21 protein-coding genes are annotated in these 22,955 nt (G+C 72.4%); 10 read left to right on the top strand and 11 right to left on the bottom strand.

The genetic code is table 11. The features are described from left to right. Positions 1-212: 212 nt before the first annotated feature. A complete protein-coding gene (locus O7606_RS01615) occupies positions 213-806 on the bottom strand; it encodes a hypothetical protein (RefSeq protein ID WP_281597190.1) in 594 nt (197 codons plus the stop codon). Positions 807-1,213: 407 nt separating this feature from the next. After that, the gene (locus O7606_RS01620; RefSeq protein ID WP_281597191.1) at positions 1,214-1,900 is read right to left on the bottom strand and encodes an alpha/beta fold hydrolase; all 687 of its coding nucleotides are present in this window, start codon (positions 1,898-1,900) and stop codon (positions 1,214-1,216) included. A gap of 518 nt (positions 1,901-2,418) precedes the next feature. On the opposite strand from O7606_RS01620, the gene O7606_RS01625 reads away from it, so the two are divergent. Next, complete coding sequence (locus O7606_RS01625; RefSeq protein ID WP_281597192.1) at positions 2,419-3,012, top strand: hypothetical protein; 594 nt, start codon at positions 2,419-2,421, stop codon at positions 3,010-3,012. A gap of 65 nt (positions 3,013-3,077) precedes the next feature. On the opposite strand, the gene recQ is transcribed toward O7606_RS01625, so the two are convergent. After that, positions 3,078-4,925: a DNA helicase RecQ gene (gene recQ / locus O7606_RS01630; protein WP_281597193.1), complete on the bottom strand. Its 1,848-nt coding sequence runs from the start codon at positions 4,923-4,925 to the stop codon at positions 3,078-3,080. A gap of 738 nt (positions 4,926-5,663) precedes the next feature. Here recQ and O7606_RS01635 point away from each other — a divergent pair. Next, positions 5,664-5,798 carry a hypothetical protein gene (locus O7606_RS01635; protein ID WP_281599443.1) on the top strand — a complete coding sequence of 45 codons (135 nt, stop codon included), beginning with the start codon at positions 5,664-5,666 and terminating at the stop codon, positions 5,796-5,798. A 57-nt stretch (positions 5,799-5,855) separates the two neighbouring features. After that, the gene (locus O7606_RS01640; RefSeq protein ID WP_281597194.1) at positions 5,856-6,758 is read left to right on the top strand and encodes a hypothetical protein; all 903 of its coding nucleotides are present in this window, start codon (positions 5,856-5,858) and stop codon (positions 6,756-6,758) included. 187 nt (positions 6,759-6,945) lie between these two features. On the opposite strand, the gene O7606_RS01645 is transcribed toward O7606_RS01640, so the two are convergent. From O7606_RS01645 to O7606_RS01655, 3 genes are all read right to left on the bottom strand, one after another. Further along, a complete protein-coding gene (locus O7606_RS01645; protein ID WP_281597195.1) occupies positions 6,946-7,221 on the bottom strand; it encodes a hypothetical protein in 276 nt (91 codons plus the stop codon). A 365-nt stretch (positions 7,222-7,586) separates the two neighbouring features. Continuing rightward, entirely contained in the window at positions 7,587-8,036 is a 450-nt protein-coding gene (locus O7606_RS01650; RefSeq protein WP_281597196.1) for a carboxypeptidase-like regulatory domain-containing protein, read from the bottom strand. A 266-nt stretch (positions 8,037-8,302) separates the two neighbouring features. Then, positions 8,303-9,250 (bottom strand): trypsin-like serine protease, encoded by a 948-nt coding sequence (locus O7606_RS01655; RefSeq protein WP_281597197.1) that lies wholly within the window; start codon positions 9,248-9,250, stop codon positions 8,303-8,305. A 624-nt stretch (positions 9,251-9,874) separates the two neighbouring features. Between O7606_RS01655 and rapZ the strand changes: the two genes are divergently transcribed. The 7 genes from rapZ (at position 9,875) to secG (ending at position 16,493) form a co-directional block, all read left to right on the top strand. Next, positions 9,875-10,774: an RNase adapter RapZ gene (rapZ, locus tag O7606_RS01660; RefSeq protein WP_281599444.1), complete on the top strand. Its 900-nt coding sequence runs from the start codon at positions 9,875-9,877 to the stop codon at positions 10,772-10,774. Next, on the top strand, positions 10,771-11,814 hold the full coding sequence (locus O7606_RS01665) for a 2-phospho-L-lactate transferase CofD family protein (protein ID WP_281597198.1): 1,044 nt from the start codon (positions 10,771-10,773) through the stop codon (positions 11,812-11,814). Before rapZ ends, O7606_RS01665 begins: the two co-directional genes overlap by 4 nt. Before the next feature lie 54 nt (positions 11,815-11,868). Beyond that, the gene (gene whiA / locus O7606_RS01670) at positions 11,869-12,849 is read left to right on the top strand and encodes a DNA-binding protein WhiA (protein ID WP_281597200.1); all 981 of its coding nucleotides are present in this window, start codon (positions 11,869-11,871) and stop codon (positions 12,847-12,849) included. A gap of 261 nt (positions 12,850-13,110) precedes the next feature. After that, on the top strand, positions 13,111-14,115 hold the full coding sequence (gap, locus tag O7606_RS01675; protein WP_281597202.1) for a type I glyceraldehyde-3-phosphate dehydrogenase: 1,005 nt from the start codon (positions 13,111-13,113) through the stop codon (positions 14,113-14,115). A gap of 37 nt (positions 14,116-14,152) precedes the next feature. After that, positions 14,153-15,352 carry a phosphoglycerate kinase gene (locus O7606_RS01680; RefSeq protein WP_281597203.1) on the top strand — a complete coding sequence of 400 codons (1,200 nt, stop codon included), beginning with the start codon at positions 14,153-14,155 and terminating at the stop codon, positions 15,350-15,352. Next, positions 15,352-16,143, top strand: coding sequence for a triose-phosphate isomerase (tpiA, locus tag O7606_RS01685; RefSeq protein WP_281597204.1), 792 nt, complete (start codon positions 15,352-15,354; stop codon positions 16,141-16,143). The genes O7606_RS01680 and tpiA overlap by 1 nt, the downstream gene beginning before the upstream one ends. Before the next feature lie 95 nt (positions 16,144-16,238). After that, positions 16,239-16,493 carry a preprotein translocase subunit SecG gene (secG, locus tag O7606_RS01690; RefSeq protein WP_281597205.1) on the top strand — a complete coding sequence of 85 codons (255 nt, stop codon included), beginning with the start codon at positions 16,239-16,241 and terminating at the stop codon, positions 16,491-16,493. A gap of 110 nt (positions 16,494-16,603) precedes the next feature. On the opposite strand, the gene pgl is transcribed toward secG, so the two are convergent. The 5 genes from pgl to tal form a co-directional block, all read right to left on the bottom strand. After that, a complete protein-coding gene (pgl, locus tag O7606_RS01695) occupies positions 16,604-17,356 on the bottom strand; it encodes a 6-phosphogluconolactonase (protein ID WP_281597206.1) in 753 nt (250 codons plus the stop codon). 108 nt (positions 17,357-17,464) lie between these two features. Further along, positions 17,465-18,481, bottom strand: a complete 1,017-nt coding sequence (locus O7606_RS01700; protein ID WP_281597207.1) for a glucose-6-phosphate dehydrogenase assembly protein OpcA — start codon at positions 18,479-18,481, stop codon at positions 17,465-17,467. 49 nt (positions 18,482-18,530) lie between these two features. Next, on the bottom strand, positions 18,531-20,081 hold the full coding sequence (zwf, locus tag O7606_RS01705; protein ID WP_281599446.1) for a glucose-6-phosphate dehydrogenase: 1,551 nt from the start codon (positions 20,079-20,081) through the stop codon (positions 18,531-18,533). 2 nt (positions 20,082-20,083) lie between these two features. Beyond that, a complete protein-coding gene (locus O7606_RS01710; RefSeq protein WP_281597208.1) occupies positions 20,084-21,733 on the bottom strand; it encodes a glucose-6-phosphate isomerase in 1,650 nt (549 codons plus the stop codon). Positions 21,734-21,749: 16 nt separating this feature from the next. Beyond that, entirely contained in the window at positions 21,750-22,952 is a 1,203-nt protein-coding gene (tal, locus tag O7606_RS01715) for a transaldolase (protein ID WP_281597209.1), read from the bottom strand. Positions 22,953-22,955 lie beyond the last annotated feature (3 nt).

The raw sequence follows: 22,955 nt of genomic DNA on the forward strand, positions 1-22,955 counted from the left end.
CCTGCTGCCACCCACCGCCCTGCTGCCCGGCCGGGCCGAGATCTTGGACAGTTCCCGTCTCATCTGAACGGTAACTGTCCAAGATCTCGGTCAAAGAACCGGCGTCACGCTCCTGATACGGCACGGGCGACTGGACTGTGGACGTGTGAAGGCCCCTTCCCCGGTTCGGGGAAGGGGCCTTCGTGCCGGTGTCGGCCGGTCCGGTGTTGGTGTCAGCTGTTCCAGTGTTGGGCGACGAGGTCGGCGGCCAGCTTCTCCCATTGGGCGTAGTGGTTGGGGTAGGCGGAGACCTGGACGGTCTGGGCGGCCTGGGTCAGGGGCATGTCCTTCCAGCCGTCGACCTGCTTGAGGCCGGTGAGGAAGGCGGTGGTGGAGTATTCGGGGTCGGTGATCTGCTCGACGGTGCCCCAGCCGGAGGAGGGGCGCTGCTGGAACAGGCCCTGGGAGTCGTGGTCGTTACGGTCGCCGAGGTGGCCGAGGTTCTCCAGCTTGGATTCCTGGAGGGCGGTGGCGATGGCGACGACGGCGGCGCGTTCGTCCATGCCGTTGTTCTTGGTGGCTTCGATGATGGCCTTGGCGTTGGCGGTCTGTTCGGCGTTCAGGGGGATGCGGGACTGGCCGGTCGGCTCGCCGTGGGGCAGGAGCTTGTCGGTGGGGACCGGCTTGTCGGTGGTGATGGTCGCGGTGACCGGGGTGGTGTCGGTGGTGGGGGTGGTGGGGGTGGTGAGGCCGGGGCTGGCGGCGATGCCTGCGGCGGCGGTGAGGCCGGCGATGGACAGGACGCCACGCTGGATGAGCTTGTTCATGTGAGGCTCCATTCGGGGGTCGACGCGTCGTCCGGGGCACACCGCGTACGGGGGCGGTGTGGGACGGGACGCGTGAGCACACGCACGTACGGCGCTCTCGGGGGGGATCGTCACGCCGGTGTGGGGGTGGGCGGCCCGTGTGGTGGCGGGCTGCTACATCGGCGTGGACATGGTGTAACGACCGGGGGTCGGTCGGCATTCCCCGGCCCGGGGGCATCGGGGCAGGCCAGCGGGGGTGCTGCTCCGGCCGTCGTGGGGTGTAACGACCCCGGCCGGGTAGCCATTCCACCGGTCAGGCAGACACCCCGAAACACCGAGAACCGCCGAGCCAGGAGCCCAGCGATCGCCGGTCCGAGCGACGTCCGGCGCGGTAGCGGTCACCGGATTCTCCAGCTACGCCATCGCCGTCAGGCCGTGTGACGGACGATCAGGTCGGCGATCCGGCGGGTGAGACCGGGTGAGAAGAACGGGTGGTGCCCCATGCCGGGCAGCACCTCCAGTCGCGCGCCCGGGATCTGGGCCGCGAGCGCCTCCCCGTGGGCCGGCGGGAACAACGGATCCGCGCTGCCGTGCACGACCAACGTCGCAGCGGCGACGGCGGACAGCGGGGCCCGCCGGTCGTCGTCGAACCGCCGTCCGGCGAGATCGTGATTCGACGCGGCAGCGAGGTTGCCGGCTCGGGCATGGCAGCGTTCGACGAAGCTCCGAGCGGCTACCTCGTCGAAGGGCAGCACGTCACCGTTGAGCATCCGCCAGGTCCGCACGTCGGCGTCGAGGCGTTCCTGCCGCGTGGCGCGGGGCGTTCGCGCCGAGGTCAACACGTGGCTCACGAACGACGCGGTCGGGGGTGGCAGCTCGCCAGCCACCGGGGGCCGACCTGCCATCGCCCGCGCCCAGGCCGGACCCGGATGGTGGCCCATCGGCGAGGACGCCATCGCCGTCAGGGTGCGTACCCGGGTCGGCCGGTGCACAGTCAGCCACTGCCCGATCGTCGCGCCCAGCGACGTTCCGACGACGTCGGCGGCGGTGACCCCGTGGCCGTCCAGGACCGTTTCCGCGTCGGCCGCCAGGTCGGCGAGGCCGTACGGGGGCACGTCTCGTCACCAGCAAGCATGCCGGGCACCTTAGCGACAACCGGACAAGGCGCAAGTAACCACCCGTGACGGTCCGGAAACAGCGATGGTGAGATAATTGGGTCGACAGCCGAGGCATGTGTGCCACCCTTTCTGTGGGGGCACGGTGGGGCGTACACGCACCACGGATCCGACGGCGTTCGCACGTTCTCGTCCCGCCCCGGCGGCCCTTGGGGTGTCTGCCTGACCGGTGGAATGGCTACCCGGCCGGGGTCGTTACACCCCACGACGGCCGGAGCAGCACCCCCGCTGGCCTGCCCCGATGCCCCCGGGCCGGGGAATGCCGACCGACCCCCGGTCGTTACACCATGTCCACGCCGATGTAGCAGCCCGCCACCACACGGGCCGCCCACCCCCACACCGGCGTGACGATCCCCCCCGAGAGCGCCGTACGTGCGTGTGCTCACGCGTCCCGTCCCACACCGCCCCCGTACGCGGTGTGCCCCGGACGACGCGTCGACCCCCGAATGGAGCCTCACATGAACAAGCTCATCCAGCGTGGCGTCCTGTCCATCGCCGGCCTCACCGCCGCCGCAGGCATCGCCGCCAGCCCCGGCCTCACCACCCCCACCACCCCCACCACCGACACCACCCCGGTCACCGCGACCATCACCACCGACAAGCCGGTCCCCACCGACAAGCTCCTGCCCCACGGCGAGCCGACCGGCCAGTCCCGCATCCCCCTGAACGCCGAACAGACCGCCAACGCCAAGGCCATCATCGAAGCCACCAAGAACAACGGCATGGACGAACGCGCCGCCGTCGTCGCCATCGCCACCGCCCTCCAGGAATCCAAGCTGGAGAACCTCGGCCACCTCGGCGACCGTAACGACCACGACTCCCAGGGCCTGTTCCAGCAGCGCCCCTCCTCCGGCTGGGGCACCGTCGAGCAGATCACCGACCCCGAATACTCCACCACCGCCTTCCTCACCGGCCTCAAGCAGGTCGACGGCTGGAAGGACATGCCCCTGACCCAGGCCGCCCAGACCGTCCAGGTCTCCGCCTACCCCAACCACTACGCCCAATGGGAGAAGCTGGCCGCCGACCTCGTCGCCCAACACTGGAACAAGTAACCAACCCGAACACCGGCAGCCCCTTCCCACACCGGGAAGGGGCTGTCACCCGTCCACGGCGAAGTTCACTCGGTGAGGACGGCGAGGATCTGGTCGCCGTACTTGGCGAGTTTGTTCTCGCCGACGCCGCTGATGCCGGACAGCGCGCCGAGCGTGGCCGGCGACTCGGCGGCGATCTGCCGCAGGGTGGCGTCGTGGAAGATCACGTACGCGGGAACGCCCTGCTCCTTGGCGGTGGCGGCGCGCCAGGCCCGCAGCCGCTCGAAGACCGGCGCGGCCTCCGGCGACAGCTCGACGGCGGCGGCCGTCGCCGCGCGTCCCGCCTTCGCCGGCCGTTCGGCCTTCGCCGGGCGTTCCGGCTCACGGCGCATCATCACGGTACGGCGGCGGCCCAGCACCTCGGCGCTGCCCTCGGTCAACGCCAGGGTGCCGTAGTCGCCCTCGACGGTGAGCAGCCCCTCGGCGAGGAGTTGCCGCACCACGCCCCGCCACTCGGCCTCCCGCAGGTCGGCGCCGATGCCGAAGGTGCTCAACGAGTCGTGCCGGTGCTGGACGATCTTGTCGTTGCCGCGGCCGAGCAGGATGTCGATGCAGTGGCCCGCGCCGAACCGCTGGTTACGCTCCCGGTCGAGCCGGTAGACGGTGGAGAGCAGTTTCTGCGCGGCGACGGTGCCGTCCCAGGACTCCGGCGGGCTCAGGCAGGTGTCGCAGTTGCCGCAGCCGTCGCCGGTGGCCGGCTGGCCGAAGTACTCCAGGAGCTGCCCGCGCCGGCAGCGGACCGTCTCGCAGAGGGCGAGCATCGCGTCCAGGTGGGCGGCCAGGTTCCGCCGGTGCGCGACGTCCCCCTCCGAGGTGTCGATCATCTTGCGCTGCTGCACCACGTCCTGGAGACCGTACGCCAGCCAGGCGGTCGACGGCAGGCCGTCCCGCCCGGCCCGGCCGGTCTCCTGGTAGTAGCCCTCGACCGACTTGGGCAGGTCCAGGTGGGCGACGAAACGGACGTCCGGTTTGTCGATACCCATGCCGAACGCGATCGTCGCCACCATGACCAGGCCGTCCTCCCGCAGGAACCGCTGCTGGTTGGTCGCGCGGGTCACGGCGTCCAGCCCCGCGTGGTACGGCAGCGCGGCGACGCCGTTGGCCACCAGGAACTCGGCGGTCTTGTCCACCGACGCCCGGGACAGGCAGTAGACGATGCCGGCGTCGCCGGGGTGCTCGTCCCGCAGCAGGCTCAGCAACTGCTTGCGGGGCTCCCGCTTGGGCACGATCCGGTACTGGATGTTCGGCCGGTCGAAGCTGGCCACGAAGTGCCGGGCCCCGGTGAGCTGGAGCCGGGTGGCGATCTCCTGCCGGGTGGCCGAGGTGGCGGTGGCGGTCAACGCGATGCGCGGCACCCCCGGCCAGCGTTCGTGCAGCATCGACAGGGTCAGGTAGTCGGGGCGGAAGTCGTGCCCCCACTGCGACACGCAGTGTGCCTCGTCGATGGCGAACAGCGCGATCCGGCCCCGGTCGAGCAGGCTCAGCGTGGCCCGGGAGCTGAGCGCCTCGGGCGCGAGGTAGAGCAGGTCGATCTCACCGGCCACGAACTCCGCCTCGACCAGCCGGCGGGTGTCCGGGTCCAGGGTCGAGTTGAGGAAGCCGGCGCGTACGCCGACCGCGCGCAGCGCGTCCACCTGGTCCTGCATCAGCGCGATCAGCGGGGAGACCACCACCGCCACGCCGTCGCGCAGCAGCGCCGGGATCTGGTAGCACAGCGACTTGCCGCCGCCGGTCGGCATCAGCACCAGGGCGTCGCCCCCGCCGACGACGTGCTCCACGACCTCCTGCTGGAAACCCCGGAACGAGTCGTACCCGAACACCCGGCGCAGCACGTCCAGGGGGGTTTCGGCGCGCAGCGCGGTGGGGGAGTCCATCGCGGCATTGTACGAACCCGCTGTGACACCGCCGGGCACGCCACTGCGACAGCCGCCCGCCGGCCGCGCCGGACGGCTCGCGCGCCGCGGGCGGCGGCTCCGGCTCGGCGTACGATCCGCGCAGCTCACCGCCGCCGCCCCGGCACACGTAGGAGAGGCTGGCGTGGATCCAGTACCCGTCGTTGTCGCGCAGCGCCGCCAGCCCGCAGTGCCGGCACGGCGACACCCGGGGGTACGCCGGCCCGGTCGCCGCGCGGGGTTCCGGCCAGCGCTGTCACCTCGGCCAGTGCTCTCACCCCGCCCGGGGCCGCCGCCCCCCGGGGTTGTCGCCGTCGCCCCAGCAGAGCCCGCCGAGCCTGGCCGCCCGGTGGAACCCGGGGCGCCCGGCACGTCCGCGCAGACCTCGGCGTCCGGGCCGGTCCGCCTGCGGAAGACCGGCTCGACGTGGTTCCAGGCGTCGGCCCGGGACAGCAGCGACGCGGCGGCTACGCGTGGTGCTCGACGCGGCGGTGCTGCACCGCGCGATCGGCGGAAGGAAGCGGCGTCCTCCGCGACCAGCTCAGCCGACTTCTGGAACCCGCCGAGCTGCCCAATGTCTCGCTTCAGGTGCTGCCCTTCTCGGCGGGCGCCTGCGTCCTTGGTCCCTTCACCGTCATCAACTTCGCCGACCCTGCCGACGATTCGGTGATCTGGCGCAAGAGCACTCACAGCGGTGACACCGGCGGGTCATGTGTCGAGGTGGCTGAGGCACCCGCAGGGTTGGCCGTCCGGGACTCCAAGGACCAGCGGGGGCGGTGCTGCTCTTCGAGCCGGCGGCATGGTCGGGTTCGTACGGGGCCTGCGGCCCCACCCGCTCGGCTGACCTGCCGCTGACGGCGGTTACCCGGTGGCGGTGGTCGGGTCGGGGCCCGCCTGCGGTTAGATGTCCCGGTGGCGATTCGGATCGACATCACTGCCCTGCGCGCCGAAGCCGGCCCGTCAGCGTGTGAAGCGGCGGACCTCCTGCTCGACGACGGGCAGCCCGACGTGCTCGTCGAGGTGGACGGTGGGGTCTCCGCCGTGTTCCGGGCGACCGGCCAGCCACCGTACGAGACCTGGGCGGGCCTGACGCCGGACGGGTTCACCGTCGAGTGTGACTGCCCGTCCGGCGCCCAGTGGTGCGCCCACGCGGTGGCGCTGGTCGACGCCGCGCTGGAGGACGGTTTCGGCTGGTCCGCGTCGGCCACCCCACCTTCGGCCGCCGACCAGGAGCCGAAGGTCGCCCAGCTCGTGGAGCTCGCCGCGTCGTTGCCCACCCGACGGCTCGCCCTGCTGCTCGCCGAACACGCGGCGTCCGACCGGGTGCTGGAGACCAAACTCCTCGCGTACGCGGGACAGCTCGGCGCCCTCGCGGACACCGAGCTGGCCGACGCCCGCCGCACCATCCTCAACCTGGCGCACGAAGCCACCAGCGGGAACCACTGGGACCTGCACGACGTGGAGAAGGCCGGCCGGAAGATCGTCGAAGAGGTACGGGTGCTGGCGCAGCGGCCGGCGAGCGAGGGCCTGTTGGACGTGATCGAGGAGGCCGCCCGGGCCTGGGACAGCATCGCGGTTCATCTCTGGGATGCCTGGGAGACGTACGAGGAGGAGCCCGCCGAGATCGGCGGCGCCCTGCGTGAGGCGCACGTCAGCGTGTGTGGGCAGCTCCAGCCCGACCCGGACGAGCTGGTCGGACGCCTTGCCGCGATCATCGAGGCGGCCGAGGTCGATTCCTGCCTGGACGAGCCGGCCGACTACATGTCCGTGCTCGGTCGTCAGCGGGTGGCGGCGCTGCAGAAGAGACGCCGCTGACAGACGGTCTTCGGGCCTGAACGCGGTCACGATTGAACGCAGTGTTGCCCCGGCCTGGGCGACCAGGTTCCACCGAGAACGGGGCACTCGCAGGTTCGTGCACCTCAGGGCGTGTCGGTGGAAGTTGCGCGTCGTTGGTGCAGACAGAGGTGTGGGGCCGGCATGTGCCGGCCCCACACCGGGACGGCTACCCCTGATCGTTCGACCGGCCAAGTGTGGCGATCAGGCGTAGCAGGAGGGCGGTGGCCCTGGCCGCGTCGGCCAGGCCACCGTTTCCGTCCGCCTCCAGCGCTACTGCCGCCAGGTCGAACGCGGTGGCCAGAGCCTGCATGGCCGGTTCCTTGCCGCCCCGGCGTGCTGGCTGCCTGTCGGGGCGGGCGGGGACTGTCTCGTCCGGGCGCTTCGGCCCGTCTTTGTCGTCATCAAGCACGCGCGTCTTGAAGACGAGCTCACGATGCAACATCCTCGCGTTCCTGTAACGCGTGGCCGCTCCGGTGGTGACGGCAGAGAGTCGATCCGCCGGTGATCTGTCTCTCGCCGAGGATCGCACCCGCTGTCCGACGTCAACCTTCCTCGGTGTGCATCGCGCTCCGTCTGCTCGTCAGACAAGGTCAGACCCTCGATCGGTACGCCATCCCGAAGCCGTCGTCGTGCAGTCGGCAACTTGCATGCTGCATGCCACTTGCCGTGGCTTGCCGCCCGGCCCTTGCTGCTTGCCGGTTGCGCGTATCCCGATCGTCGGGCGGCGCGGTGGTGACGGGAGGTAAATGAGGACGATCGCCGCGCCGTGCCGGCGGCCAGATCCACCACGGCCCCCGCCAGCGCGGGTCAGCGCACGGTGACGTCGACCGTCCGCTCGGTGCCGGCGCGGACGTCGACGGCGGAAACGGTGACCGGGCGTGCGCCGTCAGTGGGCGTCACGGTCAGCTCGTAGCGTCCGGGCGTCAGCAGCCAGCGGAACCAGCCGGCCTCGTCGGTGGTCACGACCAGCTCCGGCACCGGTACGGGTGGTGTGTCCAGCGACCGGACCGCGACCGCCGCGTCGACGACCGGCCCACCGGTCAGGGTCCGGACCCGCCCGGTGACCACGCCGCGGTCGGCCGGGAGCGCGGCGTCGCCCGGCACGGTCTCGTCCGGCTGGTCGCTGACCGGTCGCTGGGCGCCGGACGTGGCGGCGATCGGACCACCGGGGGCGGAACCGGTCTGCTGCTGGCAGCCGGCCAACGCGCCGAGCACGACCAATGACAGGCCGAGCGCGCCGAGAGTACGGGTCTCCATTTGTCCGGCCCACCTTTCCGGGTCGCTGACGGGACACCGGGTGGACATTCGGCGACCGGGGGCGTGCGCCCGGAGAATCCGGGGAAAAATGGCACACGATTCACGCCGGAACGTCCTCGCGGTTGCATTATGGTTACTTCTACCACGAATTCCGGGTGAGATGGCCGGAACGCCGATTCTGCTCCGGGCGTACGCGGAGAAGGATCGGGCGTACGCGAGAAGGAGCGGGCGGCACCCCGACCGGGATGCCGCCCGCCATCGGTGGGTCAGGGCAGCGACGTCCAGTACTGCATGTTGCTGAAGGTCGCCTGGGTGATCCGCTTGCCGGAGTTCGGGTTGCCGCCGTAACCGTGGTAGGCCATGCTGCACTCCCCGCAGCCGGCGCGGTTGTAGTGGACCGCCGCGCCGCTGTTGCCGCCGACAGTGTCGTTGCGGTAGTAGACCTTCTCGGCCGTGACGCTGACCACGGTGGCCTGGGCGCCGTTGTCGGCGTCGCCGCACCACTGCTCCAGCGGCTTGTCGCCGGGGTAGCCGCAGACCCTGGTGGGCAGGCCGTTCAGGCCCGGGTCGGCGGTCCAGAAGTAGCCGAGCCAGCCGACGGTGTTGCCCAGCGTGCAGTTGAGCTTGATGGTGCCGTAGTCGAACTCGTGGTTGGCGCTGCTGGTCCAGCCGGACACCGAGTGCAGGCTCTTGGCCGTGCAGGAGCCGTACGGGGCGCTCGTGCCGGTGTAGCCGGGGTAGACGACCACGTTCGTGGACCAGGCGCCGCCGCTGCCGCCGCTGTGCAGGCAGTGCCCGGCGGTGCCCACCACGTCCGGCCCGTAGAACCAGCCGGTGCAGCGTCCGCCGTTGAAGGTGATCAGGGCGATCGCCCGGTACGGGTAGCTGGTGGTGGCGTTGATCTTGTACCGCTCGTCGGCGCCGATGATCGAGTTGACGCCCGGCGCCCCCTCGTCGACGGCGGCGCCCCGCGACGGCGTCCGGACCCCGGTGCCGGCGAAGCTGGGCGAGCTGGTGGCGGTGGTCTTCGCGCCGGGAGCGGGCGCGGGGACCGCGACGTTGGAGGTGGGCCGCTCCAGGGCGGCGCGGCTGGCGGCGGTGGTGGTGGTCGGGTCGGCCGAGGCCGGGCTGCCTCCACTGGCGAGCAGCGCGGCTGCCGTGGCGGTCGCCAGGGCGATCGCGTGGACCCGACGACGGACTGGGAATTGCCTCATGATTCTCCCTCAGGACGGGGGATACCAGCAGTCGTCACCCTAGCGAAGCCAATTACGAATGCCCATATCTCGATTTACTTTCTGCTGTTATCCGTACACCTCTGGTTCCGGTCCGAGGTCTGTGGTAACAGCGCCGAGCGGCCGGCGCGACGGTCGCCGATGTCGGACAGGCGTGCCCTGCGGTGGCGCGCGCTTACCCGTTCGGAAATGCACGTCAAGTCCGGGAACGGGATTGTCGACGGAAAAATGCGGATTTCGTTTCGTGCGATTCCCACCCGCGAGACGCAATTTCCACGCCCCGCGTCCGCCTCGCCCCGCGTCCCGCCCGGCGGCGGTTTCCTTGATGTGGCGGTGTCCGGCGGCGGGGACAGCGCGTTGTCGACGAAGTCGGGCCACCCCGAGGAGGGCGGCCACGCGAGGAGGACGGCCATCCGAGGAGGCGGCCACCCCGAGGAGGGCGGTCGAGAAGGACGCCGGATCGGGGCCGGTCAGGCGGCGACCGGCGCGGTCCGGTGGAAGGCCGCTTCGCGGTCGCCGGCGGTGGCCCGGGATAGAGTCGCTCACTGACATTCGCGGTCGGTCGGCCGCTGACGCCGCCGCTGGGGGTAGGACGTGAACGACGCGCTGACGAGTCAGGCACCGGTCGAGGCGGACACACCGGAGGGAAACACCAGCCTGGTCGTGGTCACCGGGCTTTCCGGCGGCGGCCGGAGCACGGTGGCCCGCGCGCTGGAGAACGTCGGTTACTACGTGGTCGACAACCTGCCCCAGGCGCTGCTGCTCGACCTGGTCGAGTTGGCGTCCCAGGCCGGGGGCGCGGCCCGGCGTACCGCGATGGTGCTCGACGTGCGGTCGCGTGCCTTCTCCACCGACCTGGCCGGGGCGATCCGGGAGCTGAAGGAGCGTGGTTTCTCGCCCCGGGTGGTCTTCGTCGACGCCGACGACGAGGTGCTCATCCGGCGGTTCGAGAGCGTCCGCCGCTCGCACCCGTTGCAGGGGGACGGCCGGCTGGCCGACGGCATCGCGGTGGAACGTGGCCTGCTGGAGGAGGCCCGCGACCAGGCCGACGTGATCATCGACACCAGCCACCTGAACGTCAACCAGCTCCGTCGGCGCATCGAGGAGCTGTTCGGCGAGGAGGAGGCCCGCCGGCTGCGGGTCACCGTGATCTCCTTCGGCTTCAAGTACGGCCTGCCGCCGGACGCCGACTTCGTGCTGGACGCCCGGTTCCTGCCGAACCCGTTCTGGGTTCCGGAGCTGCGTGAGCACACCGGCCGGGAGAGCGCGGTCAGCGAGTACGTGCTCGGCCAGGAGGGCGCGGAGGCGTTCGTGTCCGCGTACGCCGAGCTGATCGGCGCCACCACCGCCGGCTTCGAGCGGGAGGGCAAGCGCTACCTGACCGTCGCCGTCGGCTGCACCGGCGGCAAGCACCGCAGCGTGGCGATCGCCGAGGAGCTGGCCGGCCGGCTCCGGCAGTCCGGGCTGGCCGCGAACCCGCAGCACCGGGACCTGGGGCGCGAATGACGGTGACGAGGGTGGTCGCCTTCGGCGGCGGGCACGGGCTGTCCGCCTCGCTGCGCGCGTTGCGCCGGTGCGCCCCGGAGCTCGACCTGGACATCACCGCCGTGGTCACCGTCGGCGACGACGGCGGGTCCAGCGGTCGGCTGCGCGCGGCCCGGGGCGGGCTGCCCCCGGGTGACCTGCGCCAGGCGTTGGTCGCGCTGGCCGGCGACCACCCGGCGACCCGCCGCAGCGCCGGTCTCTTCCAACACCGCTTCGCCGCCGGCGAGCTCCCCGCCGCCAACGCCAACGGGACCGGCAACGCCAACGGGACCGGCAACGCCAACGGGACCGGCAACGGGATTGGGGGCCGCGACGGGCTGGACGGGCACGCGGTCGGCAACCTGGTGCTGTTCGGCCTGATGGAGCTGCTCGGCGACCCGGTGGCCGCGCTGGAGCACGCCGGCACGATGCTCGGCGCGGTCGGCCGGGTGCTGCCGATGTCCTGCCAGCCGGTGGGGATCGAGGCCCAGGTGCGCGGCGCCGACCCGGCCCGACCGGACGAGGTGTCCACCGTCCGGGGGCAGCACCAGGTGGCCGTCACCACCGGCCGGGTCGAGTCGTTGCGGCTCACCCCGGCCGCCCCGGTGGCCTGCCCGCAGGCGGTGGCGGCGACCCTGGAAGCGGACTGGTTGATCTTCGGCCCGGGAAGCTGGTACACCAGCGTCCTGCCGCACCTGCTGGTGCCCGGCCTGGCCGACGCGATCGTGTCCAGCGCGGCCCGGCGGCTGGTCACCCTGAACCTCTCCGCGGAGAAGGAGACCAGCGGCCTCTCCGCCGCCGGCCATCTGGCCGCCCTGCGCCGCTACCTGCCGGAACTGAAGGTCGACTGCGTGCTGGCCGACCGTCGGGTGGTGGGTGACCCGGACTCGCTCGCCGGTGCGGCAGAATCGCTTGGTGCCCGGCTCGTGTTCGCTCCGGTCGCCGTCGGAGACGGCAGTCCCCGTCATGATCCGGCGGCGCTGTGCGCCGCGCTGGTGCCTGTCCTGGGCGCCGCTCGTTAAGCACGTACGTAATCACCGGCGGCACGCCGGAACCGGTCCGTGAGGGGACGCACAATGGCGATGACGGCTGCGGTCAAGGACGAGCTGAGTCGGGTCGACGTGCCCAAGCCCTGCTGCCGCCGGGCGGAGATGACCGCCCTGCTGCGGTTCGCGGGCGGGCTGCACATCGTCTCCGGCCGGGTGGTGGTCGAGGCGGAGCTGGACACCGGGGCGGTGGCGCGGCGGCTGCGCCGGGAGGTCGCCGAGGTGTACGGGTACTCCAGTGAGATCCACGTGCTCGCCTCCGGCGGCCTGCGCAAGGGCAGCCACTTCATCGTCCGGGTGGTCAAGGACGGCGAGTCGCTGGCCCGGCAGACCGGTCTGCTGGACGTCCGGGGCCGTCCGGTGCGCGGCCTGCCCCCGCACGTGGTCGCGGCCGGGGTGTGCTGCGCGGTGTCCGCCTGGCGGGGCGCGTTCATGGCGCACGGCTCGCTGACCGAGCCGGGCCGGTCCAGCGCGCTGGAGATCACCTGCCCGGGGCCGGAGTCCGCGTTGGCCCTGGTCGGCGCGGCCCGCCGGATCGGCATCACCGCCAAGAACCGCGAGGTGCGCGGCGTGGACCGGGTGGTCGTCAAGGACGGCGACGCCATCGCGGCGCTGCTCACCCGCATCGGGGCCCACTCCAGCGTGCTGGCCTGGGAGGAGCGCCGGGTCCGCCGGGAGGTCCGGGCGACGGCGAACCGGCTGGCGAACTTCGACGACGCCAACCTGCGCCGCTCGGCGCGGGCCGCGGTGGCCGCCGCCGCCCGGGTCACCCGGGCGTTGGAGATCCTCGCCGACGACGCCCCGAACCATCTCACCTCGGCCGGGCGGCTGCGCCTGGAGCACCGCCAGGCGTCCCTGGAGGAGCTGGGCGCGCTGGCCGATCCGCCGCTGACCAAGGACGCGATCGCCGGGCGGATCCGCCGGCTGCTCGCGCTGGCCGACAAACGCGCCCGTGACCTGGGGATTCCCGATACCGAAGCGGCAGTCACGCCGGACATGCTCGTGGTCTGATAGGACGGTGGGGGAGGCGTCGTGTCCGGGGCACGCCCCGGCGCAGCGCGCTGCTGTGCGCTCGGATAGGGTCGCAGCGTACGGCGACGGGGCCGGCAACCGGCTCTCCCCGCCGTACCCACCGCCTCGGCGGTCTGGTCCGTCGGACCGCGGCGGGGTGGCCGAGATGAACTGTCAACGGCCGGCTCCTACGGTCGGCGCACATCAACTCGTCGGCCGCCGTGCGGCGCCGGCGGACCAGAACGCGAGGAGATGGGACCTGTGACCATCCGGGTTGGCATCAACGGCTTCGGCCGCATCGGCCGCAACTTCTTCCGGGCGGTGCTGGCGTCCGGCGCGGACGTCGAGGTCGTCGCGGTCAACGACCTCACCGACAACGCGACGCTCGCCCACCTGCTCAAGTACGACAGCATCCTCGGTCGCCTCCCGCAGGAGGTCAAGGCCACCGCCGACGAGATCACCGTGGGCGGCAAGACCATCAAGGCGTACGCCGAGCGTGACCCGGCCGCCCTGCCCTGGGGTGACCTGGGCGTGGACGTGGTGATCGAGTCCACCGGTTTCTTCACCGACGCCACCAAGGCGAAGGCGCACGTCGACGGCGGGGCCAAGAAGGTCATCATCTCCGCTCCGGCGAAGAACGAGGACGTCACCGTCGTCATGGGCGTCAACCACGACGACTACGACCCGGCCACGCACACCATCATCTCGAACGCCTCCTGCACCACGAACTGTCTGGCCCCGATGGCGAAGGTCCTGCACGACACCTTCGGCATCAAGAAGGGTCTGATGACCACGATCCACGCGTACACCCAGGACCAGAACCTCCAGGACGCGCCGCACTCCGACCTGCGTCGGGCCCGCGCCGCCGCGCTGAACATCGTGCCGACCTCGACCGGCGCCGCCAAGGCCATCGGTCTGGTCCTGCCGGACCTCAAGGGCAAGCTCGACGGGTACGCGCTGCGGGTGCCGATCCCGACCGGCTCGGCCACCGACCTGACCGTCGAGGTCGGCCGGGAGACCACCGTGGACGAGGTCAACGCCGCGCTGAAGGCCGCCGCCGAGGGGCCGTTGCAGGGCATCCTGGTCTACAACGAGGACCCGATCGTCTCGGCCGACATCGTCACCGACCCGGCGTCGTGCATCTTCGACGCGCCGCTGACCAAGGTCATCGGCAACCAGGTCAAGGTGGTCGGCTGGTACGACAACGAGTGGGGCTACTCGAACCGCCTGGTCGACCTGGTCAAGCTGGTCGGTTCGTCGCTGTGAGCACGCGCAGCGGGCACGTGGACGGAGTGGTGACGCGGTGAGCATCCGTACCCTCGACGACCTGCTCGCCGAGGGGGTGTCGGGTCGGCGCGTGCTGGTGCGCGCCGACCTGAACGTCCCACTCGACAAGCAGACCGGCGCCATCACGGACGACGGCCGGATCCGGGCGGTGCTGCCGACGCTGGGCGCCCTGGTGGCGGCCGGCGCGCAGGTGGTCGTCTGCTCGCACCTGGGCCGCCCGAAGGGCGCGCCGGACCCGCAGTACAGCCTCCGTCCGGTCGCCGGTCGGCTCGGTGAGCTGCTCGACGCGCCGGTGAGCTTCGCCGACGACACCGTCGGCGACTCGGCCCGCGCCACGGTGGAGGCGCTGACCGACGGCCAGCTCGCGCTGCTGGAGAACCTGCGCTTCAACAAGGGCGAGACCAGCAAGGACGACGCCGAGCGGGGGGCCTTCGCCGACCAGCTCGCCGCGCTCGGCGAGGCGTACGTGGACGACGCGTTCGGCGCGGTGCACCGTCGGCACGCCAGTGTGTACGACGTGCCGGCCCGGCTGCCGCACGTGGCCGGCCGGCTGGTGCTGCGCGAGGTCGAGGTGCTCGGCCGGCTGACCGGCCAGCCGGAGCGCCCGTACGTGGTGGTGCTCGGCGGCTCGAAGGTCTCCGACAAGCTGGCGGTGATCGAGGCGCTGCTGCCGACGGTCGACCGGCTGCTCATCGGTGGCGGCATGTGCTTCACGTTCCTCAAGGCCCAGGGCCACGAGGTGGGCACGTCGCTGCTGGAGGAGGAGATGGTCGACACCTGTCGCAGCCTCCTGGAGCGCGCCGACGGCAAGATCATGCTCCCGGTCGACGTGGTCGCGGCGGACGCGTTCGCCCCGGACGCGGCGCACGACACCGTTCCCGCCGACGGCATTCCCGGCCACCGGCTGGGTCTGGACATCGGCCCGGAGACGGTGGCCGGCTTCGCCGCCGCCCTGTCCGAGGCGAAGACGATCTTCTGGAACGGCCCGATGGGCGTGTTCGAGATGCCGGCGTTCGCGGCCGGCACCCGGGGCGTGGCCGAGGCGATCACCAAGACCGACGCGTTCACGGTCGTCGGCGGCGGTGACTCGGCCGCCGCCGTGCGGGCGCTCGGGCTCGACGAGTCGTCGTTCGGGCACATCTCCACCGGCGGGGGCGCCTCGCTGGAATACCTCGAGGGCAAGGCCCTCCCCGGCATCGCGGCGCTGGAGGACTGATGGCGGCGGTCGACCGCCGGCCTTTGATGGCCGGCAACTGGAAGATGAACCTCAACCACCTGGAGGCGAACCTCCTCCTCCAGAAGCTCGCGGCGAGCCTCGGCGAGAAGCAGCTCACCGACGTCGAGGTGGTGGTGCTGCCGCCGTTCACCGACCTGCGGACGGTGCAGACCGCCGTGGACGGCGACAAACTGCTCATCGGGTACGGCGCGCAGGATCTCTCGCCGTACCAGTCGGGCGCGTACACCGGCGACATCGCCGGGCCGATGCTGGCCAAGCTCGGCTGCTCGTACGTGGCGGTGGGGCACTCGGAGCGGCGCGCGTACCACCACGAGGACGACGCGCTGGTCAACGCCAAGGTGGCCGCGGCGTTGGCCAACGGGCTGACCCCGATCCTGTGCATCGGCGAGGGGCTGGAGGTCCGCGAGGAGCTGCGGCACGTGCCGCACTGCTGCGACCAGCTCGACGCGGCCCTGCGTGGGCTCACCGCCGAGCAGGTCACCAAGGTCGTCGTCGCGTACGAGCCGGTCTGGGCGATCGGCACCGGCAAGACGGCGACCCCGGAGGACGCCCAGGAGGTGTGCGGGGCGGTCCGCAAGCGGCTGGCCGAGACCTTCGACCAGGCCACCGCGGACCAGGTCCGGGTGCTCTACGGCGGCTCGGTGAAGGCGTCGAACGTCGCCGCGATCATGGCGCAGCCGGACGTGGACGGCGCTCTGGTCGGCGGGGCCAGCCTCGACGCCGAGGAATTCGCGCAGATCTGCCGCTTCCCGGAGCACATCACCCGCTGATCGCTCGCTATCCTGGATTCCGCCCGTCCACCGGTCGGTGCCGCACGCCCGACTCACGCGGGGCGAGGATCGTAACGAGAGGACTGACCCCAGCCATGCCGATCTGGTTCGCATACACGTTGATCGTGTTGCTGACGATCACGAGCATCATGCTCACCCTGCTGATCCTGCTGCACCGCGGTAAGGGTGGCGGCATGTCCAGCATGTTCGGCGGTGGGGTCAGCTCCAGCCTCGCTGGCTCCTCGGTCGCGGAGAAGAACCTCGACCGTTACACCGTTCTGGTGGGCGTCGTCTGGTTCGCCTGCATCGTCGGTCTCGGGCTCTGGCTCAAGCTGGCCGTGCCCGCCTGACGACCGCTGCGCCACACCCGCCGCGCGCGGCCCGTCCTCGGACGGGCCGCGCGCCGCTTTCTGCCCCCGCTGAGATGTCAGGAAGGTGCCCCTCCCTGCGCGCCAGGGCGTCAGGAAGGGGCTCCTCCCTGCACTGAAGCGGCGGCGGGACGGTCGAGCAGCCAGCGGGTGCGGGCGGTCCCGCGCGCCGCGGCGGCCGGCAGCGGCGCCCCCGCCAGGGACTCCCGGACGGCCGTCGCCTTGTCGGCCCCGCTGGCCACCAGCCAGACCTCCGCGGCGGTGACGATGGTGGGCAGGGTCAGCGTGGTCCGGGTCGGCGGCGGTTTCGGGCTGTCCCGGACGGCGGCGACCGGCCCGGTGGCGTCGCCCACCGGGTGGCCGGGGAAGATCGAGGCCACGTGCCCGTCCTCGCCGACGCCCAGCATCAGCACGTCGAACCGGGGCAGGGCGGCGTCGCCCGGCCCGGCGGCGGCCAGCTCCGCGGCGTACCGGGCGGCGGCGGCTTCCGGGTCGTCGCCGTCCGGGCCGTCGGAGGCGGGCATCGGATGCACCCGGGCCGGGTCCAGCGGAACCTGGTCGAGCAGCGCCGCCCGGGCCTGCGTCTCGTTGCGGTCCGGGTCGCCGGCGGGCAGGAACCGCTCGTCGCCCCACCACACGTCGACCCGGGACCAGTCGACCGCGTCCCGGGCCGGCAGGGCCGCCACCGCCCGGTACACGGCCGCGGCGATCCGCCCGCCGGTCAGCACCACCGCCGCCTGACCCCGGTCGGCCTGCGCGTCGAGCAGCTTCACCAGCAGCCGGGCCGCGACCGCCTGCGCCAGCAGGTCGGCGTCGGCGTGTACGGCGACACTCGCCTCACTCATGCCTGTGCCTTCTCTCGTGGACCGCCCGGCGTCCGCCCGCGGTACGTGTGTACGTGACGGCCCGCCCGCCGCCGGGTCGGACGGCGGCGGGCGGGCCGGTCGAACGCCTCAGCCCTGCGTGTCGCGGCCGGCGTGCGCGGTGACGCCCGCCTCGGCGCGTCGGGCGGTGGCCGGGTCCTTCCAGACGTGCACCCGCTGGGCGGGGCGGTCGTCGAGGCCGGTGAGCCCGGCCGTCGCGCCGAGCGCCTCCGCGTACACCTGGTCGGCGTCGAGCCGGCGCAGCTCCTCGGCCAGCTCGTCGCCGAGCGGGCGACGCACCAGGGGCAGGGCCCGGTCGGTCTGCCCGGTACGCCGGAAGGTGGCCATGCTGTCGTCCCGGGTGAGGGCCAGCTCGTCGCCGTTGGCGCAGCGCAACTGCACCTCCCGCATCCGGGGCTGGTCGTCGGCGGGCTCCCAGCGTGGGGTGATGCCCAGCCGGCTGCCCAGCCAGCCGCACATCAGCGCCGCCGTCGGATCCTTCCGGGGCGCCACCACGGTCGCCTCGGTGACCTTCGCCGCGGTGGTGTCGAACGCCCCGGCGACCAGGGTGCGCCACGGGGTGATCCGGCTCCACGCCAGGTCGGTGTCGCCGGGGGCGTAGTCCTCGGCCCGGTGCCGTAGCGCCTCGATCGGGTCGGCGGCCCTCGCGGAGTCGGTGATCCGCCGATCGGCGACCACCCCGAGGAAGTCGGTGGCGATCTCGGCGGGCGGCTCGCCGTGCCACCAGGTGACCACCGGCACGTCCGGCACCAGCAGCGGCATGACCACCGACTCGGCGTGCAGGGCGAGTCGGCCGTACATCCGCATGACGACCGCCTCGCACGGGCCGAGCCGGCCGCCGACGACGATCTCCGCGTCCAGGCGGCTGCGGTCGCGTTCGATGTCCGAGCGGACCACGACCAGCAGCCGGCACGGGTGGGCGGCGGCGGCGATGGTGGCCGCCGCCTCCGCTTCCCGGACCCGCCGTTCGTCCACCACCACGATCAGGGTGAGCGCCATGCCGCTGGCCACCCCGCCCGCGCTGCGCCGCTCGGCGGCGAGCGCCTTGACCACCTCGTTGCCGGTGGTGTCCCACAGCCCGATCACTGGAGCCTCCTGGTCTGCTCGCCGTGCCCGCCCGCGCCGGCCCGGCCGGTCATGCCCGCCGCCAGGCGCGGCCCTCTTGGGCCAGCATCTCGTCGGCGGCCCGGGGCCCCCACTCGCCGGCCCGGTACGGCTCGGGCTTGGCGCCCGTCCAGGCCCGTTCCAGCGGGTCCACCACCTGCCAGCTCTGCTCCACCTCGGCGGCGTCCGGGAAGAGGGTGCGGTCCCCGATCAGCACGTCCAGCACCAGTCGCTCGTACGCCTCGGGGCTGGCCTCGGTGAACGCCTCGCCGTACTGGAAGTCCATGGCGATGTCCCGGACCTCCATGGTGGTGCCGGGCACCTTGGAGCCGAACTTGAGCACCACGCCCTCGTCCGGCTGCACCCGGATGACGAGCTGGTTGTTGCCGAGCATCTCCATGTCGGCGTCGTTGAACGGCAGGTGCGGCGCCTTCTTGAACATGATGGCCACCTCGGTGACCCGGCGGGGGAGCCGCTTGCCGGCGCGGATGTAGAACGGCACCTCCGCCCAGCGGCGGTTCTGGATGCCCAACCGCACCGCCACGTACGTCTCCGTGGTGGAGTCCGTCGGGACGCCCTCCTCGTCCAGGTAGCCGACGGCGCGTTGCCCGCCGACCCAGCCCGGCAGGTACTGGCCCCGCACGGTGTCCCGGTCGATGTCCTTCGGCACGGTGATGGCCCGCAGCACCTTCAACTTCTCGGCCCGGATCTCGTCGGCGTCGAAGCTGGTCGGCTCCTCCATCGCCACCAGCGCCAGCAGTTGCAGGAGGTGGTTCTGGAACACGTCGCGGGCCGCCCCGGCCGAGTCGTAGAACCCGGCCCGGGAGCCGATGCCGACGTCCTCGGCCATGGTGATCTGCACCGAGTCGACGTACCGGGAGTTCCACAGCGGCTCGAAGAGGTTGTTCGCGAAGCGCAGGGCGAGGATGTTCTGGACCGTCTCCTTGCCCAGGTAGTGGTCGATGCGGAACACGTCCTGGCTGGTGAAGACGTCGTCGACCAGGTCGTTGAGCGCCTTCGCCGAGGGCAGGTCGTGGCCGAACGGCTTCTCCACCACCACCCGCCGCCACCCGCCGGAGCGGGCGTTGTCGGCCATGCCGGTGCGGGCGAGCTGCTTGAGCACGGTGGGGAAAGCCGCCGGGGGGATGGAGAAGTAGAAGGCGGCGTTGCCGGGGATGCCGTGGGTGTCGCGCAGCTCGTCGAGGGTGGCGGCCAGGTGGTCGAAGGCGGCGTCGTCGTCGAACGAGCCGCCGACGAACTTGATGTTGCCGGCCAGCCGCGCCCACACCTCCTCCCGCCAGGGGGTCCGGGCGTGCGACTTGGCCGCCTCGTAGGCGAGGGACTCGAAGTCGCCGTCGCCCCAGTCCCGGCGGGCGAAGCCGAGCACCACGAAACCGGGCGGCAGCAGCCCCCGGTTGGCCAGGTCGTACACCGCGGGTAGCAGTTTCTTACGGGCCAGGTCGCCGGTGACGCCGAAGATCACCAGAGCGCAGGGCTCCGGGATCCTCGGCAGCCGCCGGTCCTGCGGGTCGCGTAGCGGGTTCACGCCGCCTCCTCGCTCCGCCGGATCGTTCTCGGTCATCGTCACGTCCGCACCCGCCGGGCGGCGTCCAGCAGCTCCGCCACGCCGGCCGTCCGGTCGGTCAGGTGCAGCCGCAGCAGCGGGCGGCCCCGACCGGCCAGGGCCTGCCGGTCACCGGCGGCCTGGGCGGCCTGGAGCTCACCGAAGGTGTACGGCCGCCCCGGCACCGGCAGGTCGTCGGTGACCGCGCCGGTGATCTGGAGGAAGCTGCCCACCTGCGGGCCGCCCTTGTGGTACTGGCCGGTGGAGTGCAGGAACCGCGGCCCCCAGCCGAAGGTCACCGGTCGACCGGACGCCTGCGCCAGCAGCGCCCGCAGCTCGGCCGCGTCGGCGTCGGCGAACCGGTCCAGGTACGCCATGACCGCCAGGTAGCCGTCGTCGCCGAGCCCGTCGAGCAGCCAGCGCAGCACGCCGGGCAGGTCGCCCGGAGCGCCCGCAGGCGCGTACGCCTCCACCGCGCCGGAGGTGAACGACGGGGTCTCCGACACCGGGCCGGCGGCCAGGATGCGGTTGGTGTTGTCCTTGCTCTCGGTCACGTTCGGCTGGTCGAACGGGTCGACGCCGAGCACCACCCCGGCCACCGCCGTGGCGTACTCCCAGGTCAGGAAGTGCGCGCCGAGCGACCCGTTGACCGCCACGTCGACCGGCGCGCCACCGGCGGGCGTCACGCCGGCCGCGAGCGCCCCGCCGTAGCTGACGGTGAGCACGTCCGGGCCGGTCGCGCCGGGGCTGGTCGGCGACTCCACCACCACCGGCAGCAGGCCGAGGCCGCCCTTGCCGGTGGACTCGGCGACGAGCTGCTCGACCCAGTCGCCGAGCCCCTCGATGCCGGTGCCGTCGGCGACCAGGGCGATCTTGTCCCGGCCGACGGTGGCGGCGGCCCCGAGCGCCGCCCCCAACGCCAGGCCCGGGTTGTCGGCCCGGCCGCCGAAGCTGTCGGCGAGCGCCTCGGCCTGGTCGACCAGCTCCACCACGTCCACGCCGGCCAGCGCCGCCGGAACCAGGCCGAACGCGGTCAGCGCGGAGAACCGGCCGCCCACCTCCGGGTCGGCGAGCACCACCGACGCGCCCATCTCGGCGGCGGTCGCGGCCAGCGGCGACCCCGGGTCGGTGACGACCACGAAGTGCCGGCCGGCCTCCGCCTCGGTCATCCCGGCGTCCAGGAACGCCTGCCGGTACGCGCGCCGGTGGCTGTCGGTCTCCACCGTCGAGCCGGACTTGCTGGCCACCACGACGACCGTGCGCTCCAGCCGGTCGGCCAGCGCCGCCCGGACCTGGCCCGGGTCGGTGGTGTCCAGCACGGTCAGCGGTCGGCCGAGGGTGCGGGTGATCACCTCGGGGGCCAGCGAGGAGCCGCCCATCCCGGCCAGCACCACGTGGTCCAGGTCGGCCAGCTCGGCTTTCAGCTCCGCCAGCCGGGGCAGCAGCTCCCGGCTGCGGCGGTGGGTGTCCACCCAACCCAGCCGGATCCTCGCCTCCTCCTCGGCGTCCGGACCCCACAGCGTCGGGTCCTTGCCGGCCAGCCGGGCCGGCACGTCCGAGCGGAGCAGCGCCTCCCGGGTGGACGCCGCGCCCGCGGCGTCCACCACGTCCGCGCCGTACACGGACAGCCCGCCGGCGGACTCCGCCGGCCGGTCGAGCAGGCCGCTCACGCCGCCGCTCCCGGGCTCACGCGTTGCCCCCGGCGCGCTGCGCCGCCTCGGCGTGGCCGGAGGCGGCCTCGTTCGGCGCGCCGGCGCCCCCGGCGGCGGCCTCCAGCGACGCCGTGACCCCGTCGAGCAGCTCCCGCCAGCTCACCTCGAACTTCTCCACGCCCTCCCGCTCCAGGGTGGCGATCACGTCGGTCAGGTCCACCCCGACGGACTCCAGGTCGGCGAAGACCTGCCGGGCGTCGTCGTACGCGCCGGTGACGGTGTCGCCGCGGGTCTCGCCGTGCTCGGCGTACGCGTGCACGACCGACTCGGGCATGGTGTTGACCGTGCCCGCGGCGATCAGCTCCTCCACGTAGATGACGTCCCGGTAGTCCGGGTTCTTGGTGGAGGTGGACGCCCACAGCGGGCGCTGCGGGCGCGCCCCGGCGTCGGCGAGCGCCTGCCAGCGGTCGGAGGAGAAGACCTCCGCGTACCGCTCGTACGCCAGCCGGGCGTTGGCGACGGCGGCGCGTCCCTTCAGTCCCAGCGCGCGTTCTTTGCCTGCGGTGTCCGTGGCCTTGCCGGCCATCCGATCAAGTCGTTTGTCGACCTCGGAGTCGACGCGGGAGACGAAGAACGACGCCACCGAACCGATCGTGGACAGGTCGTGGCCGTTCGCCTTGGCCTGCTCCAGCCCGGCCAGGAACGCCTCCATCACCGCCGAGTAGCGGTCCAGCCCGAAGATCAGCGTCACGTTGACGCTGATCCCCTCGGCGAGCGTGTCGGTGATCGCCGACAGCCCCGCCTCGGTCGCCGGGATCTTGATGAACAGGTTCGGCCGGTCGACCAGCCACCACAGCGCCTTCGCCTCGGCGACGGTCTTGTGGGCGTCGTGGGCCACCCGCGGGTCGACCTCGATGGAGACCCGGCCGTCGACCCCCTCGCTGGCGTCGTAGGAGGGGCGCATCACGTCGCAGGCCCACCGCACGTCGTACGTGGTGAGCATGCGGACGGCCTCCTCGACCTCCACCCCCCGGGTGGCCAGGTCGCGCAGTTGCCAGTTGTACTCGTCGGCGTCACTCAGCGCCTTGGCGAAGATGGTCGGGTTGGTGGTCACCCCGACGACGTGCTGCTCGCGGCGGAGCTGGTCCAGCCCGCCGGAGCTCAGCCGCACCCGGGAAAGGTCGTCCAACCAGACCGCCACGCCGGCGGCGGTCAACTCGCTCAGTCTGTCCGTCATACC

It is taken from the genome of Micromonospora sp. WMMD882, from assembly GCF_027497255.1.
Classification (GTDB): domain Bacteria; phylum Actinomycetota; class Actinomycetes; order Mycobacteriales; family Micromonosporaceae; genus Micromonospora.